This is a genomic window from Mesorhizobium marinum, from assembly GCF_040813675.1.
Classification (GTDB): domain Bacteria; phylum Pseudomonadota; class Alphaproteobacteria; order Rhizobiales; family Rhizobiaceae; genus Mesorhizobium_K; species Mesorhizobium_K marinum.
Genome location: NZ_JBFOCI010000003.1, coordinates 20,385 through 38,996, shown reverse-complemented (window position 1 = coordinate 38,996; position 18,612 = coordinate 20,385). Strand labels below are relative to the sequence as shown.

Genomic DNA, 18,612 nt, shown 5'->3' with positions numbered 1-18,612 from the left:
TTGACGCCCGACGTCAGCCGGTCGGCGCATCCTCGCGCATCAGCCCCTCGGCCTTCAGGTCGCGCCAGAGGTCCTGCGGAATGGCGGCGTCGAGGATGGCGCGGTTGCTCTTGACCTCTTCCGGGCGCTGGCCGCCGGGGATCAGCGAAACGACGGAGGGATGCAGGGCGGGGAACTGCAGCGCGGCTTCGATCAGCGCCACGCCGTGACGCCGGCACACGGCCTCGATCCGGGCGACCCGTTCGAGGATGTCGCGCGGCGCTTCGGAATAGTTGTAGTAGGCTCCTGGCTTCGGCCCCGTCGCCAGGATGCCGGAATTGTAGGGGCCGCCCAGCACGATGCCGATGCCCCGCTTCTGGCAGAGCGGCAGGAAGGATTGCAGCGCCTCCTGCTCGAGCAGCGTGTATCGGCCAGCGAGCAGGAACAGGTCGAAATCGCCGCGCTCGGCAAGCGTCTGGCAGACTTCCCATTCGTTGACCCCGGCGCCGAAGGCCTTGACCACGCCCTGGTCGCGCAGCGCCAGCATGGCGTAGTAGCCGGAGCGCATGAACTCCTCGATGCGCGCGTCCGAAGCCTGTTTCGAGCCGTGCGTGAAGATGTCGAGATCATGCGCGAAGAGAATGTCGACGCTGTCGACGCCGAGCCGCTCGAAGGACGCCTCGAGGGAGCGCATCACCCCGTCGTAGCTGTAGTCGTAGACCTCGCGCCGGGATGGCGTGTCGAAGAACTTGCCGATGCCGGTGCGCTGGTCGGGAGGACAGACCTCAAGCAGGCGCCCGGCCTTGGTGGACAGCACATAGTCTTCGCGCTTCTTGCCGCGCAGGAACGGGTTGAGGCGCGCTTCCGACAAGCCTAGGCCGTAAAGGGGAGCCGTGTCGTAGTAGCGGACGCCTGCGTCCCACGCGGCGTCCAGCGTCGCCTGCGCATCGGCGTCGGAGACGGGGCGGTAGAGGTTGCCGAGCGGCGCGGTGCCGAAACCGAGTTCGGTGAAGGTCAGGCCGCCGTTTCCGATGCGATCCCAGGTTTTTGTCTTCACGAGCGCTCCTCCAGTCTTGACGTGCGTAAACAGTTAGCGGCGGATGATGCAAATTCGGCGGGGCCGGTCCAGCAGATTCGTTGGGCGCCCGCCGTCGGCCGTTGGACACGGATTCCGATGGTTGCTAGCATCAAAGTGCATGGAAAGGGAGAGATCGTGACGCAGAAGTTCAGGCATGTGTTTGGCGCAGGAAAGCCGGTGATCGGCATGGTGCACCTCGGTGCATTGCCGGGGTCGCCGCTGTTCGACGTCGACGCTGGAATCGACGGGTTGGTCGAGGGCGTCGTCAAGGATGTCGATGCGCTGCAGAAGGCCGGCTTCGACGCGATCATGTTCGGCAACGAGAACGATCGCCCGTACGAATTCGCGGTCGACACGGCGTCGACGGCCACGATGGCCTATGTCGTAGGCCGCGTGCGCGAAAGGATCACGGTGCCGTTCGGCGTCAACGTCCTTTGGGACCCGATGTCCTCGATCGCGCTCGCCGCCGCGACCGGCGCGGCGTTCGTTCGCGAAATCTTCACCGGCACCTACGCCTCCGACATGGGGCCGTGGACGCCGAACGCCGGAAAGGCGATGCGCTACCGCGACCGCCTGCACCGGCAGGACCTGGCGCTGCTCTACAACGTCTCGGCGGAGTTCGCCCATTCGCTCGACCAGCGCAGCCTGCCCGACCGCGCCCGCAGCGCGGTGTTCTCAAGCATCCCCGATGCGATCCTGGTGTCCGGCCAGATCACCGGCGAAGCCGCGGCGCTGAGCGATCTCGAGGCGGTGAAGAAGACACTGCCGGACACGCCTGTTCTGGCCAACACCGGCGTCAAGCATGCGACGGTCGCGGACGTGCTGAGGATCGCCGACGGCTGCATCGTCGGCTCCTCGCTCAAGGTCGACGGCAACACGTGGAACGCGGTCGATCCGGAGCGCGCCATCGAGTTCATGCGCATCGTGCGCACGGCGCGCGGATCATGAGCGGCGGCGAAGCGAAGGGAGAGGTCTCGGCTCGACTGAAAAGCGAACTCCGCGACCTCATGCTGATACCCGGGCTTGCGGGCTACGAGGGCAGGGTGCGGCGTCACCTCGCGGCGCAGATGAAGGCGCTCGGGCTGGAGACCCGAACCGACCGCCTCGGCAACCTGATCGCCACGCGAGAGGGCGATCCCGGCGCGCCTTCGGTGATGCTGTTCACGCACATGGACCAGCTCGGCTTCATCGTTCGCAAGATCGAGCCGAACGGCTTCCTGAGGATCGAGCGACTGGGCGGCGTGCCGGAGCGCGCCCTGCCGTCGCAGGAAGTGCTGGTTTGCGTGGCGCCGGGGCGCGACCGCCCGGGCGTCATCGCCAACAAGAGCCACCACGCGACGACGCCCGACGAGAAATACCGGGTCGTGCCGTACCAGGATCTCTATGTCGACGCCGGTTTCGGCAGCGCCGACGAGGTGCTGGCCGCCGGCATCGATGTCGGCCAGCCGATCGTCTACCGGCCGCATTTCGTCGAGTTGTCGGCGGAGCGCGTCGCCGGCACGGCGATCGACGACCGGGCCGGCTGCGCGGTTGTCGTGGAGGTCGCCCGGCAGCTGGCGGGACGCAAGGCGCCGACGGTGCATTTCGTGTTTTCCGTCCAGGAGGAGTTCAACCTGCGCGGCGCGCTGACGGCGGCGCAGATCCTGCAGCCGGACATCGCGATCCAGCTTGACATCATCCTGGCCACCGACACGCCCGACATGGGCTATCGGGGCGAGGTGCAGCTTGGCGGCGGCCCCGGCATGAGCATGTACTCCTTCCACGGCCGCGGGACGCTGAACGGCACGATCCCGCATCCGGCGCTGGTGTCGCTGTTCGGCGGCGTCAGCGAAAGCCTGGGCATGCCGCTGCAGCGGAGCGCCCACACCGGCGCGCTGACCGAGACGTCCTACGTGCAGCTTGTCGGGCAGGGGGTGGCGGCGATCGATCTCGGCTTCCCGATGCGCTATTCGCACTCCTCGCTCGAGGTCTGCGACATCGGCGATCTCGATGCGCTGACGACGCTGCTCGTCGAGGGCATCGGCCGGATCGACGCGGGGTTCAGCCTCGACCGAGACGACTACGAATGAACCACTATCTCGGGATCGACATAGGCACCTTCGAATCAAAGGGCGTTATCGTCGATGCGGATGGCCGCGTGGTTGCAAGCGCGTCCAGGTCGCACAAGATGCTGGTTCCCCAGCCGGGCTGGGCAGAACATCGTCCCAGGCAGGACTGGTGGGGCGACTTCACCTTCATCTGCAAGAAGATGCTGGCTGAAAGCGGCGTCGCGCCCGAGAGCATACGGGCGGTCGCCACCAGCGCGATCGGCCCCTGCATGCTGCCGGTCGACGAGAAGGGCGAGGCATTGTGCAACGCTGCGCTCTACGGCGTCGACACGCGCTCGGCCAGGGAGATCGAGGAACTCGACGCGGCGATCGGCCGCGAGCGCATCCTCGAGCGCTGCGGCAACGCGCTGACGTCGCAGTCGGTCGGCCCCAAGATCCTGTGGCTGCGCAAGAACCGTCCGGACATCTTCCGCAAGGCCGCAAAGATAGTCACTTCGACGACCTATCTGGTGCAGAAGCTGACCGGCGAATGCGTCATCGACCACTATTCGGCGGCGAACTTCTCGCCGCTCTACCTGCTCGACCGGCAGGGATGGAGTACCGAGCTCAGCTCCGACATCATCGAGATCGAGCGGCTGCCGAAGGTGATGTGGGCGACCGACATCGCCGGCCATGTGACGGCGGCGGCCGCACGCGCCACGGGGCTGGCGAAGGGCACGCCGGTCACGGTCGGCACCATCGACGCCGCCGCCGAGGCCGTCAGCGTCGGCGTCGTGAACGCCGGCGACATGATGGTGATGTACGGCTCGACCATCTTCACCATCATGCTGTCCAGGAAGCGCATCGAGGACGCGCGCCTGTGGTACGCGCCCTGGCTCGTGCCGAACGTGCACGCCTCGATGGCCGGTCTGGCCACCAGCGGCACGCTCACCCACTGGTTCCGCGACACGACCGCGCGCGAACTCGACAGGGGCGCCGCCTTTGCGGCGCTCGCGAAGGAGGCGGAAGCGTCCCCGCCGGGGGCCAACGGTCTCGTCATGCTTCCCTATTTTTCCGGGGAGCGGACGCCGATCCACGACGCCGACGCCAAGGGCGCGGTCTTCGGCCTCAACCTGACGCACGGGCGAGGGGACCTCTACCGCGCGTTGCTCGAAGGGATCGCCTACGGCACCAACCACATCGTCGACACCTATCGCGAGATCGGCACCGTTCCGAAGAAGCTCCTGGCGGTCGGCGGCGGCACCAAGAACCGCGTGTGGCTCCAGGCGACGTCCGACGTCTCCGGCATGGCGCAGACCGTCTGCGAGAAGACGATCGGCGCGAGCTATGGAGACGCCTTCCTCGCCGCGCTTGCCGTCGGCGACGTGGCCAGGAAGGATATCTTCAGCTGGAACAGCGAGGATCGGCGGATCGTGCCGGACAAGAAGACCCGCGCGACCTACCGCAAGCGCTACCGCGTGTTCCGCGAACTCTACGATCGCAACCGCGACCTGATGGCGGAGCTGCCATGACGACGATGGACGACCCATTCGGCCAGGCCCTCGGCGAACTCGCCGGCGTGCTGCGGCGGGTGGATGGGACGTCCATCGAAAAGACCTGCCGGATGCTGGCCGAGGCGCGCCGCATCGTGGTCTACGGCTGCGGCCGGGAAGCCCTGCAGGTCAAGGGCTTCGCGATGCGCCTCTATCACCTCGGATTGCCGGTTGCGGTGGTCGGCGACATGACGACGCCCCCGGTGGGAGAGGGCGACGTCTTCTTCGCCAGTTCGGGGCCGGGGGAAACGACGACGGTGCTGACGCTGATGAAGGTCGCACGCGACGCCGGCGCGACCAATGTGCTGGTCACCGCGCAGCCCGAGGCCAGCGCAGCCGCGCTCGCCGATTTCGTGCTGGTCGTTCCGGCGCAGACCATGGCCGACGACCAGGGCCCCGCCGTGACGTCGTTCCTGCCGATGGGATCGATCTTCGAAGGCGCGCTCTTCCTGCTCTTCGAGGTGATGGTGCTGAGGTTCAAGTCGATGCTCGACGAGCCGGCGGAGGCGATGCGCGCCCGGCACACCAACATGGAGTAGCCATGCGCTACGAACTCATGCTGCCGAACCAGATACGCACGGCCATCGAGGAGCGCTGGCCGGTCGTCCTGCCGCTCGGCGTGCTTGAGTATCACGGAGAGCACATGGCTGTCGGCATGGACACGCTGGCCGTGGTCCGTATGCTTGAGCTGGTCGAAGCCGAGATGAACATCGTCATCCTTCCGCCCTTCTACTACGGCGCGGCAAGCTATGCGGTTGCCGGGCCCGAAGGGTCCGGAACGGTGCAGGTGGGCGGCAATGTCCTGGCGCCCTTCGGCGAGGCGCTGTTCCACGGCCTTCTGCGTATCGGCTTTCGCAACATCCACGCGATCATCCACCACCAGACCGAGAATTTCGTCGCCGGCATGCCGACCGATCTCGCATTCAAGGCGGCGGGCCGCCAGGCGATCTTCCGCCTGCTCGAGGAAAAGAGCGGAGAGGGGTGGTGGGGCGACGATGCGATGGCCAGCTACTATTCCGAGCACGGCGAGGGGCGCAACCCGTTCAACTGGATCCAGGTCCATCCCCTGATGAGCCCGGAAATCCTGGCCGAATATCCCTTCGACCATGCCGGCCAGGGCGAAACGTCGCTGATGCTGGCGCTCTGCCCGGAGGCGGTCGACATGGCGCGACTGGCCGAGAACAAGGGCTGGTACACGGCGACCGCGAAGGATGCGAGCGCCGAGCTCGGCGCCAGGGGGCGCGACCTCATCCTGGCGCGCCTCCTCACCCTGTTGAAGCAGGACTAGCGGAACCGCCTTCGCATGGCGGTGGCTCCGGCGCGGCCTACTTCACCGCGCCGGCGGTCATGCCCTTGATCAGGTAGCGCTCCAGCACCACGCCGATGACGATCAGCGGCAGGATGGCTGCGAAGGACAGCGCGGCCATCGACCACCAGCTGATGCCCTGGCTTCCCGTCTGCGATGCGACCATAACCGGCAACGTGTTGGCGTGGGTGGAGGTCAGCAGCGCGGCGAAGAAATACTCGTTCCAGGTCAGCACCAGGCTGAGGATGAAGGCCGCGATCATGCCGGGCAGCGCGATCGGCAGGATGACGCCGAAGAAGGCGCCCCAGATCGACAGCCCGTCGACCAGTGCCGCTTCCTCCAGTTCGGTCGGGATCGATTCGAACTGGTCGCGCATGATCCAGATGACGATCGGCAGCACGGTCAGCGTGTAGAGCAGGATCAGCCCGATGCGCGTGTCGAGCAGCGCAAGCTGCTTGTAGAGGACGAGGAACGGCAGCGCGAGCACGACCGGCGGCAGGATGAGCTGCGACAGGAAGAAGAACGAGATGTCCGAGTTGCGCATGAAGCCGAACTTGTAGGAGAAGCGCGACAGGCCGTAGGCGGCGAGCGAACCCAGGATGACCGCGATCGACGACGAGGCGATCGCGGTGATCGTCGAGTTGAAGAAGCGCTTCAGGAACTCGTCGCGCACGGTGCTCTCGGCCCAGATCGTGTCGGGCGACATGCCGAGCGACCGCCAGCCGAGCCAGGCCGGCGTGTAGTCGACCCAGGGGATCATGTTGCCCTTCATCACGTTCGGGGCGATCTTGAAGCTGGTCGTGATCGTCCAGTAGATCGGGAACAGGCAGATGATGGCCCACACGATCAGCAGCAGGTAGATCAGGGTCTTGCCGGCGAAGCGCTGCGCCTTGAAGGAGCGGTCCGATTCGCCGTCGCGGAAGATGGCTTCGCTCATGTGCGTGGCCTCGCGAAGCGGTCTGCAATTTTCATCAATATGGTCATCGCGATGATGATGATCACGAGATAGACCATCGCCAGCAACGTTCCGTAGCCGACGTTGGATCGATCCCGATATTCACGGAAAATGAAAGAGGTGACGGTGTCGGTCGCACCGCCCGGGCCGCCGGCGGTCAGGTTGATGACGATGTCCGCCAGCTTCAGCTTGAAGATGATGCGGATGAGGATCGCCGTGATCGACACCGGCAGCATCAACGTTAGGGTGACTTCCCAGAAGGTCTTCCAGGGACCTGCGCCGTCGACGCGGGCGGCCTCGGTCAATTCCTTCGGGATCGCCTGCAGTCCGGCCAGGATCATGATCATCATGAACGGAATGAAGGTCCACGCGTCGAGCAACATGATGGTGAGGCGCGCAATCTCAGGCGAGCCGAAGAAGGACGGGTTCTCCCAGCCGACCCAGCGCGCAAAGCGCGCGATCGGCCCGAAGCGGATTTCCAGCATCGACTTGCCGATCATCCAGCTCACCGCGACCGGCGAGAGCATCAGCGGCAGCAGGAACGCGACGCGGAAGAACTTGCGGGCGCGGATCTCGGCATTGAGCAGCAGCGCCAGGCCGAACGCCACGGCGTACTCGACCAGGATGGCGAGGCTGTACAGGACCATGTTGGTGAGCGCGTTCCAGTAGAACGGGTCGGCCCACATCTGGCGGATGTTGTCGAGCCCGTTGAACTGGCGTCCGAGCGGGGACGACAGGTTCCAGTTCGAGAAGGCGATGACGAGTCCGAACAGGAGCGGGAATACGGTGAGCGAGATGACGAACAGCGCCGCAGGCAGAACGAAGAGCGTGCGCTTGCCCTGTTCGCCGCGAATCAGAACCTGGCTCCAGCAGAGGCAGATGGCCCACAGGATGTAGGCGTAGAGCGTCGGGCGCCAGGTCTCGAAGCCGAACTGCGCATAGCCCATCTGCTGCGCCGTCTGGGCGGCCGCCACCAGCGCGACGATGAGCGCCGAGCCCCATACGATGGCGCGGCCGAAGGCCTTGCGCCGGTCGGATATGTCGTCAGCCGTGACGACGTGAAGGAGATCCCCCTGGCTCATGCGCCCCCGATAGCCATATTCCTGAAATTGCAAAAGGCGGCTTGCGTGTCGCCGCCCGACCGAATGTATGGGGTGCGCGCCTCAGGGCGCGCACCCCGCCGTGTTACATGCCCAGCGAGGCCTTGTAGAGCTTGATCTGGCTCTCGCGACCGATCTGGTCGGTGATCTTCTCCCAGGCCGCGGCGATGGCGTCCGCGGTTTCCTGCGCCGACTTGTACTGGCCGGCGAAGCCCTTCGCCAGTTCGTCTTCGGCCACGGAATAGTACTGGAAGATACCGGGGATGCGCGGCTCGATCGCCGCGTTCGGGTGGTTGTAGCTGTCGGCGTTCGAGCCCAGATAGTCCTCGATGAAGGCGCGATCGTAGCCGGCTGCTTCCCACTCGTCGTAGTTGAAGTGCGACTGGCGGTAGGGCTGGAAGCCGGACGGATAGGCTGCCGTCCAGAGCGACAGGTCCTTGCCGCCCAGATGGGCAGCCGCGGACCATGCGGCCTTGCGCTTCTTCTCGTCGGACGAGACGCGCGAGGTCACGTATACGCCCCAGCCGATGTAGGCCATGTTCGGCGCGAAGTTTTCCTTCTCTTCCCAGGCGCTCGTCTTGGAGTTGTAGACCTTCTTGGCGCCGGGGTTGATCGAGAAGCCGACGACATCGCCGACGACCGAGGTGTCGGACGTGCGTGCGTTCGAACCGACGTCGCCCCACCAGGTCAGGGCCGCGCCGGTGCCGGCGAGGAACTGCTGGAAGGCGGTTGTGCCGGGGTCGGCGTTGATCTGGTCCGGCGGATAGGCGCCGGCCGCAATCAGGTCCATGACGTCCTGGATCGCCTGCACGAAGGCCGGGTTGTTGACGCGCGGCTTCATGGTGTCCGGATCGAACAGCCAGGCCTTGTCGTCGGGATGCTTGGCATAGGCCGACGCGCGGTCTTCCAGGAAGTAGAAGCCGAAGCCGCCCCAGCCCTTCAGCGGGTCGAGGAAGCCGTATGCGGGCAGGCCGGTCAGCGGGTCGGTCTTGCCCTTGACGGCGATCGACGCGGCGTTCACGTCGTCCCAGAACTTCGGCACTTCGGCCATGCCGGTGATGGAGCCGTCGCCGAAATAGTCCTTGCGGTAGGCGAAGGTGTGGCAGTCGCCGTCGATGGTGATGCGATAGCTCTTGCCGTCCCAGGTGCCGACCGGCGGCTTCAGGTAGCCGACGAGATCGTCGGCCTCGATCTGGGTCGCGACCCAGTCGGGCATCTCGTCCAGCAGTCCCTTGCTCGCGGTGTCGCCTTCGAAGGGCGCGCCCATCTCGATGATGTCGAAGTCGACGGTGCCGGTGGCGATCGACTGCTGCAGGCGGGCGTTGTAGTCGGCCTGGGCGAGGTCGATCCAGTTGATCTTCGCGCCGGTATAGGCCTCCCACGGCTTCAGGAAGCCGCGGAACAGGAAGTTGTGCAGGTTCTGGTTGTTCAGGCCCATGAAGGTGAGCTCGACGCCGGCGAATTCGCCCTCGGCGACGTTGGCCTTGGTCGCACCGAGGCACAGCTCGCCGACCTTCTGCCAGTCGGCGTCCGTGGGCGAGCCCTTGCCGACGCCGGGGATCTGCAGGATCTGCGCGCGCAGGGCCGCGTCCGCGGACGCCTGACGCGTCAGCATGCCGAGCGGGCCGGTCGACGCAGCGGCAACGGCCGCGACGCTGGCAGCGCCCTTCAGCAGCTGCCGACGCGTAGCGCCCGCCCGCATCAATTGATCGTAGATTCCAGTTTTCATCTAGGTTCCTCCCAAGCTTGGTTCAGGGTTGCGTTTGGTCGCTCTCCGAGGCCGAATATCACTGTCACTCCCACTGCCGGCCCGGGCTGATCGAATTAGACTGTCTGCCCGTGTCCGCGCGGGATGTCGGAGATGCTAAATCGATAGAAAGCGTCCGACACTAAGGGGCAATTCCGCTTGAAGTCAACGCGATGCGCAATGTTGTTTGCATCGATTGAATCGACCAGTGGACTCGGCCTGTCCAGTTGACTAGTTTCGGCCGGAAATTTGCATCGGGGGGACGATGGCGCAGGTCGCAATCCGCAATGTGTCGAAGGCATACGGGTCCGTTCAGGTCCTGCATGGAGTGAGCGTCGATATCGCCGACGGGGAGTTTGTCGCGCTGGTCGGTCCGTCCGGCTGCGGCAAGTCCACATTGCTGCGCATGATCGCGGGTCTCGAGGCCATCTCCGGCGGCGACATCGCCATCGGCGACCGCGTCGTCAACCATCTGCCGCCGAGCAAGCGCGACATTGCGATGGTGTTCCAGAACTACGCGCTCTATCCGCACAAGACCGTGGCTCAGAACATGGGCTTCGCGCTGAAGCTGCGCGGCATCGATCGCGCGCAGATCAGCGAGCGCGTTCGCGCCGCGGCCGAGATTCTCGATCTGGCGCCGTATCTCGACCGCTATCCGCGCCAGCTTTCCGGCGGCCAGCGCCAGCGTGTGGCAATGGGCCGCGCCATCGTGCGCGATCCACAGGTCTTTCTGTTCGACGAACCGCTGTCCAACCTCGACGCGAAGCTGCGCGTGCAGATGCGCACCGAGATCAAGGAACTGCACCAGCGCCTCAAGACCACGACGATCTACGTCACCCACGACCAGGTCGAGGCGATGACGATGGCCGACAAGATCGTCGTCATGCAGGCGGGCCGGATCGAGCAGATGGGCGCGCCGCTGGAGCTCTTCGACCGTCCTGCCAACACCTTCGTCGCCGGCTTCATCGGATCGCCGGCGATGAACATGCTGAAGGGCAAGGTCGAGGCCGGCGGCGTCCGCGTCGACGGCGCCCTGCTGCCGATGTCCGGCAGCCAGCAGGTGGCCGAGGGCCGCGACGTGATCTATGGCGTCAGGCCCGAGCATTTCGAGATCGCGGACGAGGGGCTTGCGGCTCGCATCTCCGTGGTCGAGCCCACCGGGTCGGAAACCACCGTCGTGCTGCGGTTCGGCTCGAGCGAGGTCGTCGCCCTGTTCAGGGAGCGCCACGACTTCAAGCCTGGCGACACGCTCCACCTGCGGCCGCGCGCCGATGCCGTCCATCTGTTCGACCCGGACGGCGGCAAGCGGCTCTGACCGGCCCTTCGGGCCAAACCAGTTCGGGAGGAATTGAGTGAATGCTTAAGGGTGTCCATCCGCTGCTCAATGCAGACGTGCTCTACGCGCTGCGCGCCATGGGCCACGGCGACGATCTGATCATCGCCGACACCAACTTTCCCTCCGATTCGGTGGCGCGTCAGACCCGGCTCGGCAGGGTGCTCAGGATCGACAACACAACGGCCGCCGAAGCCGCGGCGGCGATCCTCTCGGTCTACCCGCTCGACAGCTTCGTCGACGACGCCGCCGCGCGCATGGAGATCGTCGGGAAGCCGAAGGAGATACCGCCTGTCCAGAAGGAAGTGCAGAAGGCGATCGACAAGGCCGAGGGCAAGCGCTGGCCGATGATCTCGATCGAACGCTACGCCTTCTACGAGCGCGCCAAGCAGGCCTACTGCGTGATCCAGACCGGCGAGCGTCGCTTCTACGGCTGCTTCGCCTTCCGCAAGGGCGTCATCCCTCCGGACGCGGACTGACACCAGATGCCTGACCAGAAGCCGGTCGTAATCCTTGGCGTCTTCGTCGCCGACACGGCCTATCGCGCGGCCCGGGCGCCGCGCATGGGCGAGACGATCCTTGGATCGGATTTCAAGCTCGGACCGGGCGGCAAGGGGTCCAACCAGGCCGTCGCGGCGGGCCGGCTCGGGGCCGACGTGACCTTCGTCACGCGGCTCGGCAGGGACCCGTTCGCGGACATGGCGCGCGCCACCTGGAAGGACGCGGGCGTCAAGGCGGCCGTCATCGAGACCCCGGAGAGCTACACCGGCGCCGCCTACATCTTCATCGAGGAGACGACAGGCAACAACGCCATCATCGTCTGCCCGGGCGCGGCTTCCATGATCTCGCCCGAGGACATCGACGCCAACGCCGCGCTCATTCGCTCCGCCGGCGTGTTCGTTACCCAGCTCGAGCAGCCGGTCGCGGCCGCGCAGCATGCCCTGGAAATCGCCAGGCAGGCGGGCGTGACCACGATCCTGAACCCGGCTCCGGCGGCGACGCTTCCAGACCGGATGTTCGCGCTCAGCGACTATGTGACACCGAACGAGACGGAAGCCGGCGAACTGACCGGCATGGCGGTCGAAACGGTGGACGATGCGCGCCGCGCGGCCGACAGGCTGCTGGCGATGGGTGTCGGCACGGTGATCGTCACGCTGGGCGAGAAGGGCGCACTGCTGCACGCGAAGGGGGCGTCGGAGCACGTGCCCGCCGTTTCGGCGGGTCCGGTGGTCGAGACGACCGGCGCGGGCGACGCCTTCAACGGCGGTCTTGCCGCGGCTCTGTCGCGCGGCTTCGCGCCGCCCGAGGCGGTGCGTTTCGCCTGCGCCGTCGCCGGCATCTCGGTGACGCGGCCCGGAACCGCGCCGTCGATGCCGTCGCTCGCCGAGGTCGAAGCGCTGTTGCGCGCCGGCGGCTAACGGTCCCCGTTTAGCCGAGAGGGAAGGGTGCTCGCGCCGCGCTCCCCGCCGCCTGGCGCTTTGCCGGTTGCGCGGGGGTCCAGGCCGGCATCGCCGGCACCGGGTCTGCATCGCGAGAGGGCAGGCGGCGGACATTGGCTGCGCATGCCTGCTCGGGCCTGGTGATCCACTCGACGAAGCCCTGGATCGGCGCCCAGCCCTTGTGGCGAAGCGGTGCGCCGACGCGGTAGCGGCTGTGTTCGGTCCGGCTCTCGGCGCAGAGGACTTTCAGCCGGCCCTGCCGGATGTCGTCGGCCACCAGGAATTCGGGCAGCAGCGCGATGCCCTGTCCGGCCACGGCCGCCTCGATCAGCACTGCAAGGTCATCGAAGCGTGCTTCGCTGGCCGTCGAATCGTTGCAGTCCTCCGCCGCGAACCACTGCTGCCACAGGTCCGGTGTGCGGTTGCATGCGAGGCGCGCCATGCCGGCAAGCTGCCGCGGGTCCACGGCGCGCACCCCGCCGCCGGCCATGGCCGGCGATGCGACGACGATGCTCGGTCCGGAAACCAGGGTGCTCGTCTGGCCGTCGCGCCACGGCAGGGGTCCGTCGCAGATCATGCAGTCGGCCTCGACCAGCTGCGGGTCGTCGGACGAACAGAACGACAAGAGGTTGACGGTGCAGTTGGGAAAGGCGCCGGAGAAGCCCGCGAGCCTCGGCACAAGCCACCGAATCGCAAAGGCCGTCTGCGCGGCGACGCGGATGCTGTCGCGCCCCTGGGCGGACGCACGGATGTCCTCGGTCGAGGTCTGCAACTGGCGCAGGAGCTTGCGGGCATGTCCGAGGTAGGTCTGCCCGATCTCGGTAAGCGAGACCTGGTTGGTGTTGCGCGTCAGCAATTGGAAGCCGAGCACGCCTTCGAGCTGGCGAACGCGCTTGCTGACCGCGCCCTGGGTCAGCGCGAGATCCTCGGCCGCGCGCGAGAAGCTCAGATGCCGCGCGGTCGCCTCGAATGCGATGAGGCCGGACACCGAAGGTATGGATCGTCGAGGAAGTTCCATCGTGCAAATGTCCAGGTGGAGGGACGGCCGCCCCGCGACCGTCCCGGTTGCATCAGCTAGAACAGGTGGTCGAGAATTCCCTGCCGAAGTGGCGGTCCATCAGGTATTTCGCGACCCAGTAGTCGAGGTGGCTGCCGCCGCCGTTCTTCATCATCGTGATGTCGCTGTCGCTGGTGCGGCCTTCGGCCTTGCCCTGGATCAGCTCGAACAGGTCCGCCCTGACGTGGGACGGCGCGATGACACCGCGCTCGAACGGCCCCAGGAACTCGCCGGAGCGGGTCGTCGTCTGGCGGTGGTCGACGAATATTTTTGCGCGCTTGAGCACGTCGTCGTCGGCTTCGCGCATCTCCGGCGTGAAGGAGCCGATCAGGTCGACATGGCAGCCAGGCTTGAGCAGCTTGCCCTTGAGGTGCGGCGTCGTCGCCATGGTGGCGCTGCAGATGATGTCGGCTTCGGAAACCGCTGCGTCCAGGTCGCCGGCGACTTCGGCCGAAATGCCCTTCTCGGCGAGCTTGGCGGCCAGCGCCTCGGCGTTCGACGATGTCCGGTTCCACAGCAGGACCCGCTTGATCGAGGGACGCACCGTGAGATGTGCCTCTACAGTGTAGGGCGACAGCGCGCCGGCGCCGATCATCAGGAAGGTTTCGGCATCCGGCCGCGACAGGATGCTGGAGCCGAGCGCGGAGTCCGACGAGGTCTTGCGGAAGATGATGGCCTCGCCGTCCATGACCGCCTCGGTGATCCCGGTCTGGCCGTTCATCATGCAGTAGAGCGAATTGACGTTGGACACGCCGTGCCGCTCCCTGTTGTTGGGGAACGAGGTCACGAACTTGGCGAGGATCGCTTCCTGCGGTTCCCACGCCGGCAGGATGATGAAGATGTCCGGCTGCCCCGCGGGATTGGGCTCCTGGTAGATCAACCGGTCCGAGTGCTTCGGCATGCCGCCCTTGTGCGCCTTGCGCAGCGCCTCGACGAGGCCTGCGAAGTCGCCCAGTTCGTGCACCCGGCGAGCGTCGATCATTTCCATTGCAATTCCTTTCCGTATTTCAATTCCAACATGTCGGCGATGCGCGGCTAGCTCCGCAGCACGGCCACCGATTCGGGGCGCAAGGCTGCCTTGAAGACCTCGCCGACCTCGGCGACGTCCTCCGCGCGCGCGTCCGCCAGCAGCGAGCGTCCATCCTCGGTCTCGAAGCGCACATGCACGCGATTGCCGAGGTAGGTGCGTTCGCTCACGCGGCCGGCGAGGCTGAGCCCGCCCGCCGCTGGCGTGGACGCCTGGAGATGCTCCGGCCTGACCAGCAGCGTCACCGCCATTCCGGGCGTCACGTCCCCCGGCGTTGTCACCGACGATCGCGGCAGCACCGCCTGGAAGGCGCGCGAGACGACGCGCATCTGTTCGCCGTCGACACCGTCGACCGTCGCTTCGAGCAGGTTTGCCGCGCCGACGAAGCTGCCGACGTAGAGGCTGACGGGGCGCGAATAGATGACTTCCGGCCGGTCGAGCTGCTCGATGTGTCCGTCGCGCATGACGGCGATCAGGTCGGACATCGACATGGCTTCCTCCTGGTCGTGGGTGACGAACACGAAGGTCTTGCCGGTCTTGCGCTGCAGCGACTTCAATTCGCGCTGCATTTCCAGCCGAAGCTTCAGGTCGAGCGCGCCGAGCGGTTCGTCGAGCAGCAGCGACACCGGGTCCGGGGCGAGTGCGCGGGCGAGCGCGATGCGCTGACGCTGGCCTCCCGAAAGCTCGTCCGGGCGGCGGTGGCCGAGTTGCGGCAGCTGTACGAGGTTGAGCAGGTCGTCGACACGCTTCTCCCTGGCCTGCCGGGACAGGCCCTGCATCTCGCAGCCGAAGCCGACATTTTCGCGCACTGTCATGTGCGGAAACAGGGCGTAGTCCTGGAACACCATGTTCACGGGCCGCGCGTTCGGCGGCAGGCTGGTGACGTCGCGTCCGCCGATCAGCACGCTGCCGGAATCGGAGGTGATGAAGCCGGCGATGGTTCGCAGCAGGGTGGACTTGCCGCAGCCCGACGGTCCGAGCAGGGTCAGGAACACGCCCGGCGCGACGGACAGCGAAACGTCGTCGATGGCGCGCATGCTGCCAAACGACTTGACGACGTTGCGGACCTCGATGGCGGGCTGGAGAGGAGCAGTCATGTATTGTCCAGTGCTGGGATATCGGAGGAGCTGTTGAGCTTGCGGCGACGGATGAAGCGCTCGGCGTACAATCCGACGAGTACGCTGACGATCAGCACCATCGTGGAGATGGCGGCGAGGCCGGGATCGAACCCGAAGCGGAGCTTGGCAAAGAGCAGCACCGGGAAGGTCGGCTCGAAGCCGCCGAGGAAGAACGAGCGCACGAAATCCTCGAACGACAGCAGCATGGAGAACACCGCTCCGCCGAAGATCGCCGGCATCAGGTACGGCAGCGTTACCCGGTAGGCGACGATGAATTCGTCCGCACCGAGGTCGCGCGCGGCGTCGGCGAGATTGGGGCTCATCGAGCCGAACCGGGTCAGGATCATCACCACGACGAAGGGAACGGTCGAGACGGCGTGGCCGAAGATGACGGCCGGTATGCCCGTCTGCAGGCCCAGCACGCCGATGAACATGCGCATCGAGATGGCGGCGACGACCACCGGCAGGAAGGCCGGCAGCACGATGATCGCGATCATCACCGCGCGCCAGAAGCCGCGTAGCCTCGCCACGAAGAACGCCATCGGAATGCCGATCACGAGCGACATCACGGTCGCGCCTAAGGCGACCTTCACCGAAACCCAGATCGACGACATCACGTCGCGCTCGAAGATGACCGTCTGGTACCAGCGTGTGGTCCAGGCCTGGATCGGGAATGCGACAAAGTTCGAATCGCGGAAGCCGACGGCCGCCATGATCGCCAGCGGCAGGAACAGGTAGGCGACGAACAGCCAGAAATAGGCCGGCAGCGCAAAGCGGTCGAGCAGCCTCATGCGCGGCTCCTGCGTGACTGGAAGAGCGCCATGAAGATGGCGACGATGACGAGCGACGTGCCGATCAGGATCACGCTGAAGGCGCTGCCGAGCGGCCAGGAATCGCCGGCGCGCGAGAAGACCTGCCCGATGATCGAGGCGAACAGCGTGTTCGAGGGGCCGCCGAGCAGTTGCGGCAGAGCGTAGAGGCCGGTGACCAGCAGGAACACCAGGACGCAGCCGGTGATGATCCCCTCGCGCGACAGCGGCATGATGATGCGCCTGAGGATGGCGAAGCGGGAAGCGCCGAGGTCGGAGGCAGCCTCGATCAGGCGATCGTCGATCTTTTCCAGCGCCGCGTAGAGCGGCAGCAGCATGTAGAGCGACGTCAGGTAGAGCACGCCGATGGTCAGCGAGATGTTGTTGTAGAGGAGCTCGATCGGGCGGCCGATGAGGCCCGTCCAGATCAGGAACGAATTGATGGCCCCCTTGTTGGCCAGCATCAGGATCCACGCGAAGCTGCGGATCACCTCGCTGATCCAGAACGGCGCGATCGCCAGCAGCAGCAGGCGCAGGCGCTTGTCGCGCGGAACCACCTTGGAGATGTAGTAGGCGATCGGAAAGATCACGACGAGGGTGAGCAGCGTGGCGAGCCCGCCGAACACGAACGTCCTGACGAACGCCGACAGGTAGAGCGGGCGGTCGACGAAGGCCTGGTACTGCGCCAGCGTGAAGCTCGGGGTTTCGCCGGGAGGCAAAGGGAAGCGCTCGTAGAAGCTGATCAGCACCATGCGCACGAGCGGCGCGATGTCCGCGACCACGATCCACAGCAGCGGCACGACGGCCACAAGCGCATAGCGCAGGCGCGGATGCGTCGACAGCATGTCCGCGAATGCGCGGTAGGGACCGAAACGTCTCGCGAGTATGAGCAGGCGGGTCATCGCAAAATCCAGAAAGCGTCCGCCCCGAACGGGCCAGGGCGGACGCGGTTTCGTCAGGCGGCGCGGATTTCTTCCGCGGCCTTGTCGATCAGGTCGAAGATGAACGGCGCCGTCTCGACGTCCACCCAGGACAGCCGTCCGGTCTCTTCCGGGGTCAGCCCAAGCGCCTCGCGCTCGGCGTCGTTGAGCAGCGCGTCGGTGCCCTTGATGGTCGAGCTGTACCCGGTCGAGCGGACGATCGCCGCCCCGTTCTCCGGCGAGGCGATGAGCGCGTCGAGGAAGAGATAGGCGTTGTCGAGGTTCTTCGCGCCCTTGGCGATGTTGAAGCCGTAGGCGTAGGCGAGGCCGCCTTCCTTGGGGATCGTGTAGCCGGCGGCAAAGCCTTCCTGGATGATCTGCGAGGCGGGGCCGGAGCCGGCCTGCGCGAAGTCCGCGTCTCCACTGACGAACATCTGCTGGATTTCGGTCGCCGCGTCGTAGTAGCGGCGCACCTTGTCCTTGTGCTGGATCAGGAAGTCGCGCGTCGCGTTGACCGCGTCCTGCGCCTTCTGCGGATCGTCGACATAGGACGCGGCCGAGCCGTCGTAGCCCAGGTAGTTCATGACGATCTGGTAGAAGTCCTGGATCTGGTAGGTCGTCTTGCCGGCGTTGGCCGGATCGAACATCACCGACCAGCTCTCGGGAGCGGCAGGAGACACTTCCTTGTTGTAGAGCAGGCCGGTCGACACGAGCACGATCGGCACGCCCCACACCTGGTCGCGTCGCGACACCCATTTCGCGTTGGCGATGGAGTCGTCGATCTTGTTCCAGTTGGTCATTTTGTTGAAGTCGATCGGGGCTAGCAGTTCCTTGTCCACGAACTGGTAGAAGCGGTGGCCGGCGCAGCAGACAATGTCGGCGCTGTGATTGCCGTTTTCGGCGACCATCAGGTTGAACTGCTCGCCCTGGTCGGAGACCGGGCGGATGTTGACGGTGATGCCGGTGTCCTTCTCGAACTTGCCCTTGAACTCGTCGGTGACGAAGCCCGAGTAGCTCCACACGTTGAGCTCCTTCGACTGGGCGAAGGCGGGGCGGATCAGGTAGGGCGCGGCGAGCGTGCCGAGGGCAGTGGCGCCGATGCCGCCGAGGAGGGTTCTGCGTGTCGTCTGGAATGTCATGTCAGTGCTCCCATTGTTATCATCT

At 66.0% G+C, this 18,612-nt stretch carries 18 protein-coding genes; 8 read left to right on the top strand and 10 right to left on the bottom strand.

All coding sequences use genetic code 11. The features are described 5' to 3' along the window. Nucleotides 1–13: 13 nt before the first annotated feature. A complete protein-coding gene (locus ABUE31_RS11100; RefSeq protein WP_367723665.1) occupies nucleotides 14–1,036 on the bottom strand; it encodes an aldo/keto reductase in 1,023 nt (340 codons plus the stop codon). A 156-nt stretch (nucleotides 1,037–1,192) separates the two neighbouring features. Between ABUE31_RS11100 and ABUE31_RS11095 the strand changes: the two genes are divergently transcribed. From ABUE31_RS11095 to ABUE31_RS11075, 5 genes are read left to right on the top strand one after another with little or no spacing between them, the layout of a single operon-like run. Beyond that, nucleotides 1,193–2,005: a BtpA/SgcQ family protein gene (locus ABUE31_RS11095; RefSeq protein ID WP_367723664.1), complete on the top strand. Its 813-nt coding sequence runs from the start codon at nucleotides 1,193–1,195 to the stop codon at nucleotides 2,003–2,005. After that, nucleotides 2,002–3,126, top strand: coding sequence for a M42 family metallopeptidase (locus ABUE31_RS11090; RefSeq protein WP_367723663.1), 1,125 nt, complete (start codon nucleotides 2,002–2,004; stop codon nucleotides 3,124–3,126). Before ABUE31_RS11095 ends, ABUE31_RS11090 begins: the two co-directional genes overlap by 4 nt. After that, the gene (locus ABUE31_RS11085) at nucleotides 3,123–4,616 is read left to right on the top strand and encodes an FGGY-family carbohydrate kinase (protein ID WP_367723662.1); all 1,494 of its coding nucleotides are present in this window, start codon (nucleotides 3,123–3,125) and stop codon (nucleotides 4,614–4,616) included. Before ABUE31_RS11090 ends, ABUE31_RS11085 begins: the two co-directional genes overlap by 4 nt. After that, a complete protein-coding gene (locus ABUE31_RS11080) occupies nucleotides 4,613–5,176 on the top strand; it encodes an SIS domain-containing protein (protein WP_367723661.1) in 564 nt (187 codons plus the stop codon). Before ABUE31_RS11085 ends, ABUE31_RS11080 begins: the two co-directional genes overlap by 4 nt. 2 nt (nucleotides 5,177–5,178) lie before the next feature. Further along, complete coding sequence (locus ABUE31_RS11075) at nucleotides 5,179–5,925, top strand: creatininase family protein (protein ID WP_367723660.1); 747 nt, start codon at nucleotides 5,179–5,181, stop codon at nucleotides 5,923–5,925. A gap of 37 nt (nucleotides 5,926–5,962) precedes the next feature. On the opposite strand, the gene ABUE31_RS11070 is transcribed toward ABUE31_RS11075, so the two are convergent. From ABUE31_RS11070 to ABUE31_RS11060, 3 genes are all read right to left on the bottom strand, one after another. Next, nucleotides 5,963–6,880 (bottom strand): carbohydrate ABC transporter permease, encoded by a 918-nt coding sequence (locus tag ABUE31_RS11070; protein ID WP_367723659.1) that lies wholly within the window; start codon nucleotides 6,878–6,880, stop codon nucleotides 5,963–5,965. After that, nucleotides 6,877–7,980 carry a carbohydrate ABC transporter permease gene (locus ABUE31_RS11065; RefSeq protein ID WP_367723658.1) on the bottom strand — a complete coding sequence of 368 codons (1,104 nt, stop codon included), beginning with the start codon at nucleotides 7,978–7,980 and terminating at the stop codon, nucleotides 6,877–6,879. Before ABUE31_RS11065 ends, ABUE31_RS11070 begins: the two co-directional genes overlap by 4 nt. Nucleotides 7,981–8,083: 103 nt before the next feature. Then, nucleotides 8,084–9,727: an extracellular solute-binding protein gene (locus ABUE31_RS11060; RefSeq protein WP_367723657.1), complete on the bottom strand. Its 1,644-nt coding sequence runs from the start codon at nucleotides 9,725–9,727 to the stop codon at nucleotides 8,084–8,086. A 283-nt stretch (nucleotides 9,728–10,010) separates the two neighbouring features. Between ABUE31_RS11060 and ABUE31_RS11055 the strand changes: the two genes are divergently transcribed. Genes ABUE31_RS11055 through rbsK form a run of 3 tightly spaced genes read left to right on the top strand, consistent with a single transcriptional unit; the run spans nucleotide 10,011 to nucleotide 12,496 of the window. Beyond that, on the top strand, nucleotides 10,011–11,060 hold the full coding sequence (locus ABUE31_RS11055; protein ID WP_367723656.1) for an ABC transporter ATP-binding protein: 1,050 nt from the start codon (nucleotides 10,011–10,013) through the stop codon (nucleotides 11,058–11,060). A gap of 41 nt (nucleotides 11,061–11,101) precedes the next feature. Next, on the top strand, nucleotides 11,102–11,557 hold the full coding sequence (locus ABUE31_RS11050; protein ID WP_367723655.1) for an RbsD/FucU family protein: 456 nt from the start codon (nucleotides 11,102–11,104) through the stop codon (nucleotides 11,555–11,557). A 6-nt stretch (nucleotides 11,558–11,563) separates the two neighbouring features. Then, nucleotides 11,564–12,496, top strand: a complete 933-nt coding sequence (rbsK, locus tag ABUE31_RS11045) for a ribokinase (RefSeq protein WP_367723654.1) — start codon at nucleotides 11,564–11,566, stop codon at nucleotides 12,494–12,496. Between the two features lie 10 nt (nucleotides 12,497–12,506). Here the strand turns inward: rbsK and ABUE31_RS11040 are convergent, their stop codons facing one another. From ABUE31_RS11040 to ABUE31_RS11015, 6 genes are all read right to left on the bottom strand, one after another. Continuing rightward, the gene (locus tag ABUE31_RS11040; RefSeq protein WP_367723653.1) at nucleotides 12,507–13,505 is read right to left on the bottom strand and encodes a LysR substrate-binding domain-containing protein; all 999 of its coding nucleotides are present in this window, start codon (nucleotides 13,503–13,505) and stop codon (nucleotides 12,507–12,509) included. Between the two features lie 82 nt (nucleotides 13,506–13,587). Then, nucleotides 13,588–14,562 carry an ornithine cyclodeaminase family protein gene (locus tag ABUE31_RS11035; RefSeq protein WP_367723652.1) on the bottom strand — a complete coding sequence of 325 codons (975 nt, stop codon included), beginning with the start codon at nucleotides 14,560–14,562 and terminating at the stop codon, nucleotides 13,588–13,590. Nucleotides 14,563–14,609: 47 nt separating this feature from the next. Then, nucleotides 14,610–15,698 carry an ABC transporter ATP-binding protein gene (locus tag ABUE31_RS11030; protein ID WP_367723651.1) on the bottom strand — a complete coding sequence of 363 codons (1,089 nt, stop codon included), beginning with the start codon at nucleotides 15,696–15,698 and terminating at the stop codon, nucleotides 14,610–14,612. Further along, the gene (locus ABUE31_RS11025; RefSeq protein WP_367723650.1) at nucleotides 15,695–16,510 is read right to left on the bottom strand and encodes an ABC transporter permease; all 816 of its coding nucleotides are present in this window, start codon (nucleotides 16,508–16,510) and stop codon (nucleotides 15,695–15,697) included. The genes ABUE31_RS11030 and ABUE31_RS11025 overlap by 4 nt, the downstream gene beginning before the upstream one ends. Beyond that, complete coding sequence (locus ABUE31_RS11020; protein ID WP_367723649.1) at nucleotides 16,507–17,430, bottom strand: ABC transporter permease; 924 nt, start codon at nucleotides 17,428–17,430, stop codon at nucleotides 16,507–16,509. The genes ABUE31_RS11025 and ABUE31_RS11020 overlap by 4 nt, the downstream gene beginning before the upstream one ends. 53 nt (nucleotides 17,431–17,483) lie before the next feature. Beyond that, nucleotides 17,484–18,587 (bottom strand): ABC transporter substrate-binding protein, encoded by a 1,104-nt coding sequence (locus tag ABUE31_RS11015; RefSeq protein WP_367723648.1) that lies wholly within the window; start codon nucleotides 18,585–18,587, stop codon nucleotides 17,484–17,486. Nucleotides 18,588–18,612: the final 25 nt, after the last annotated feature.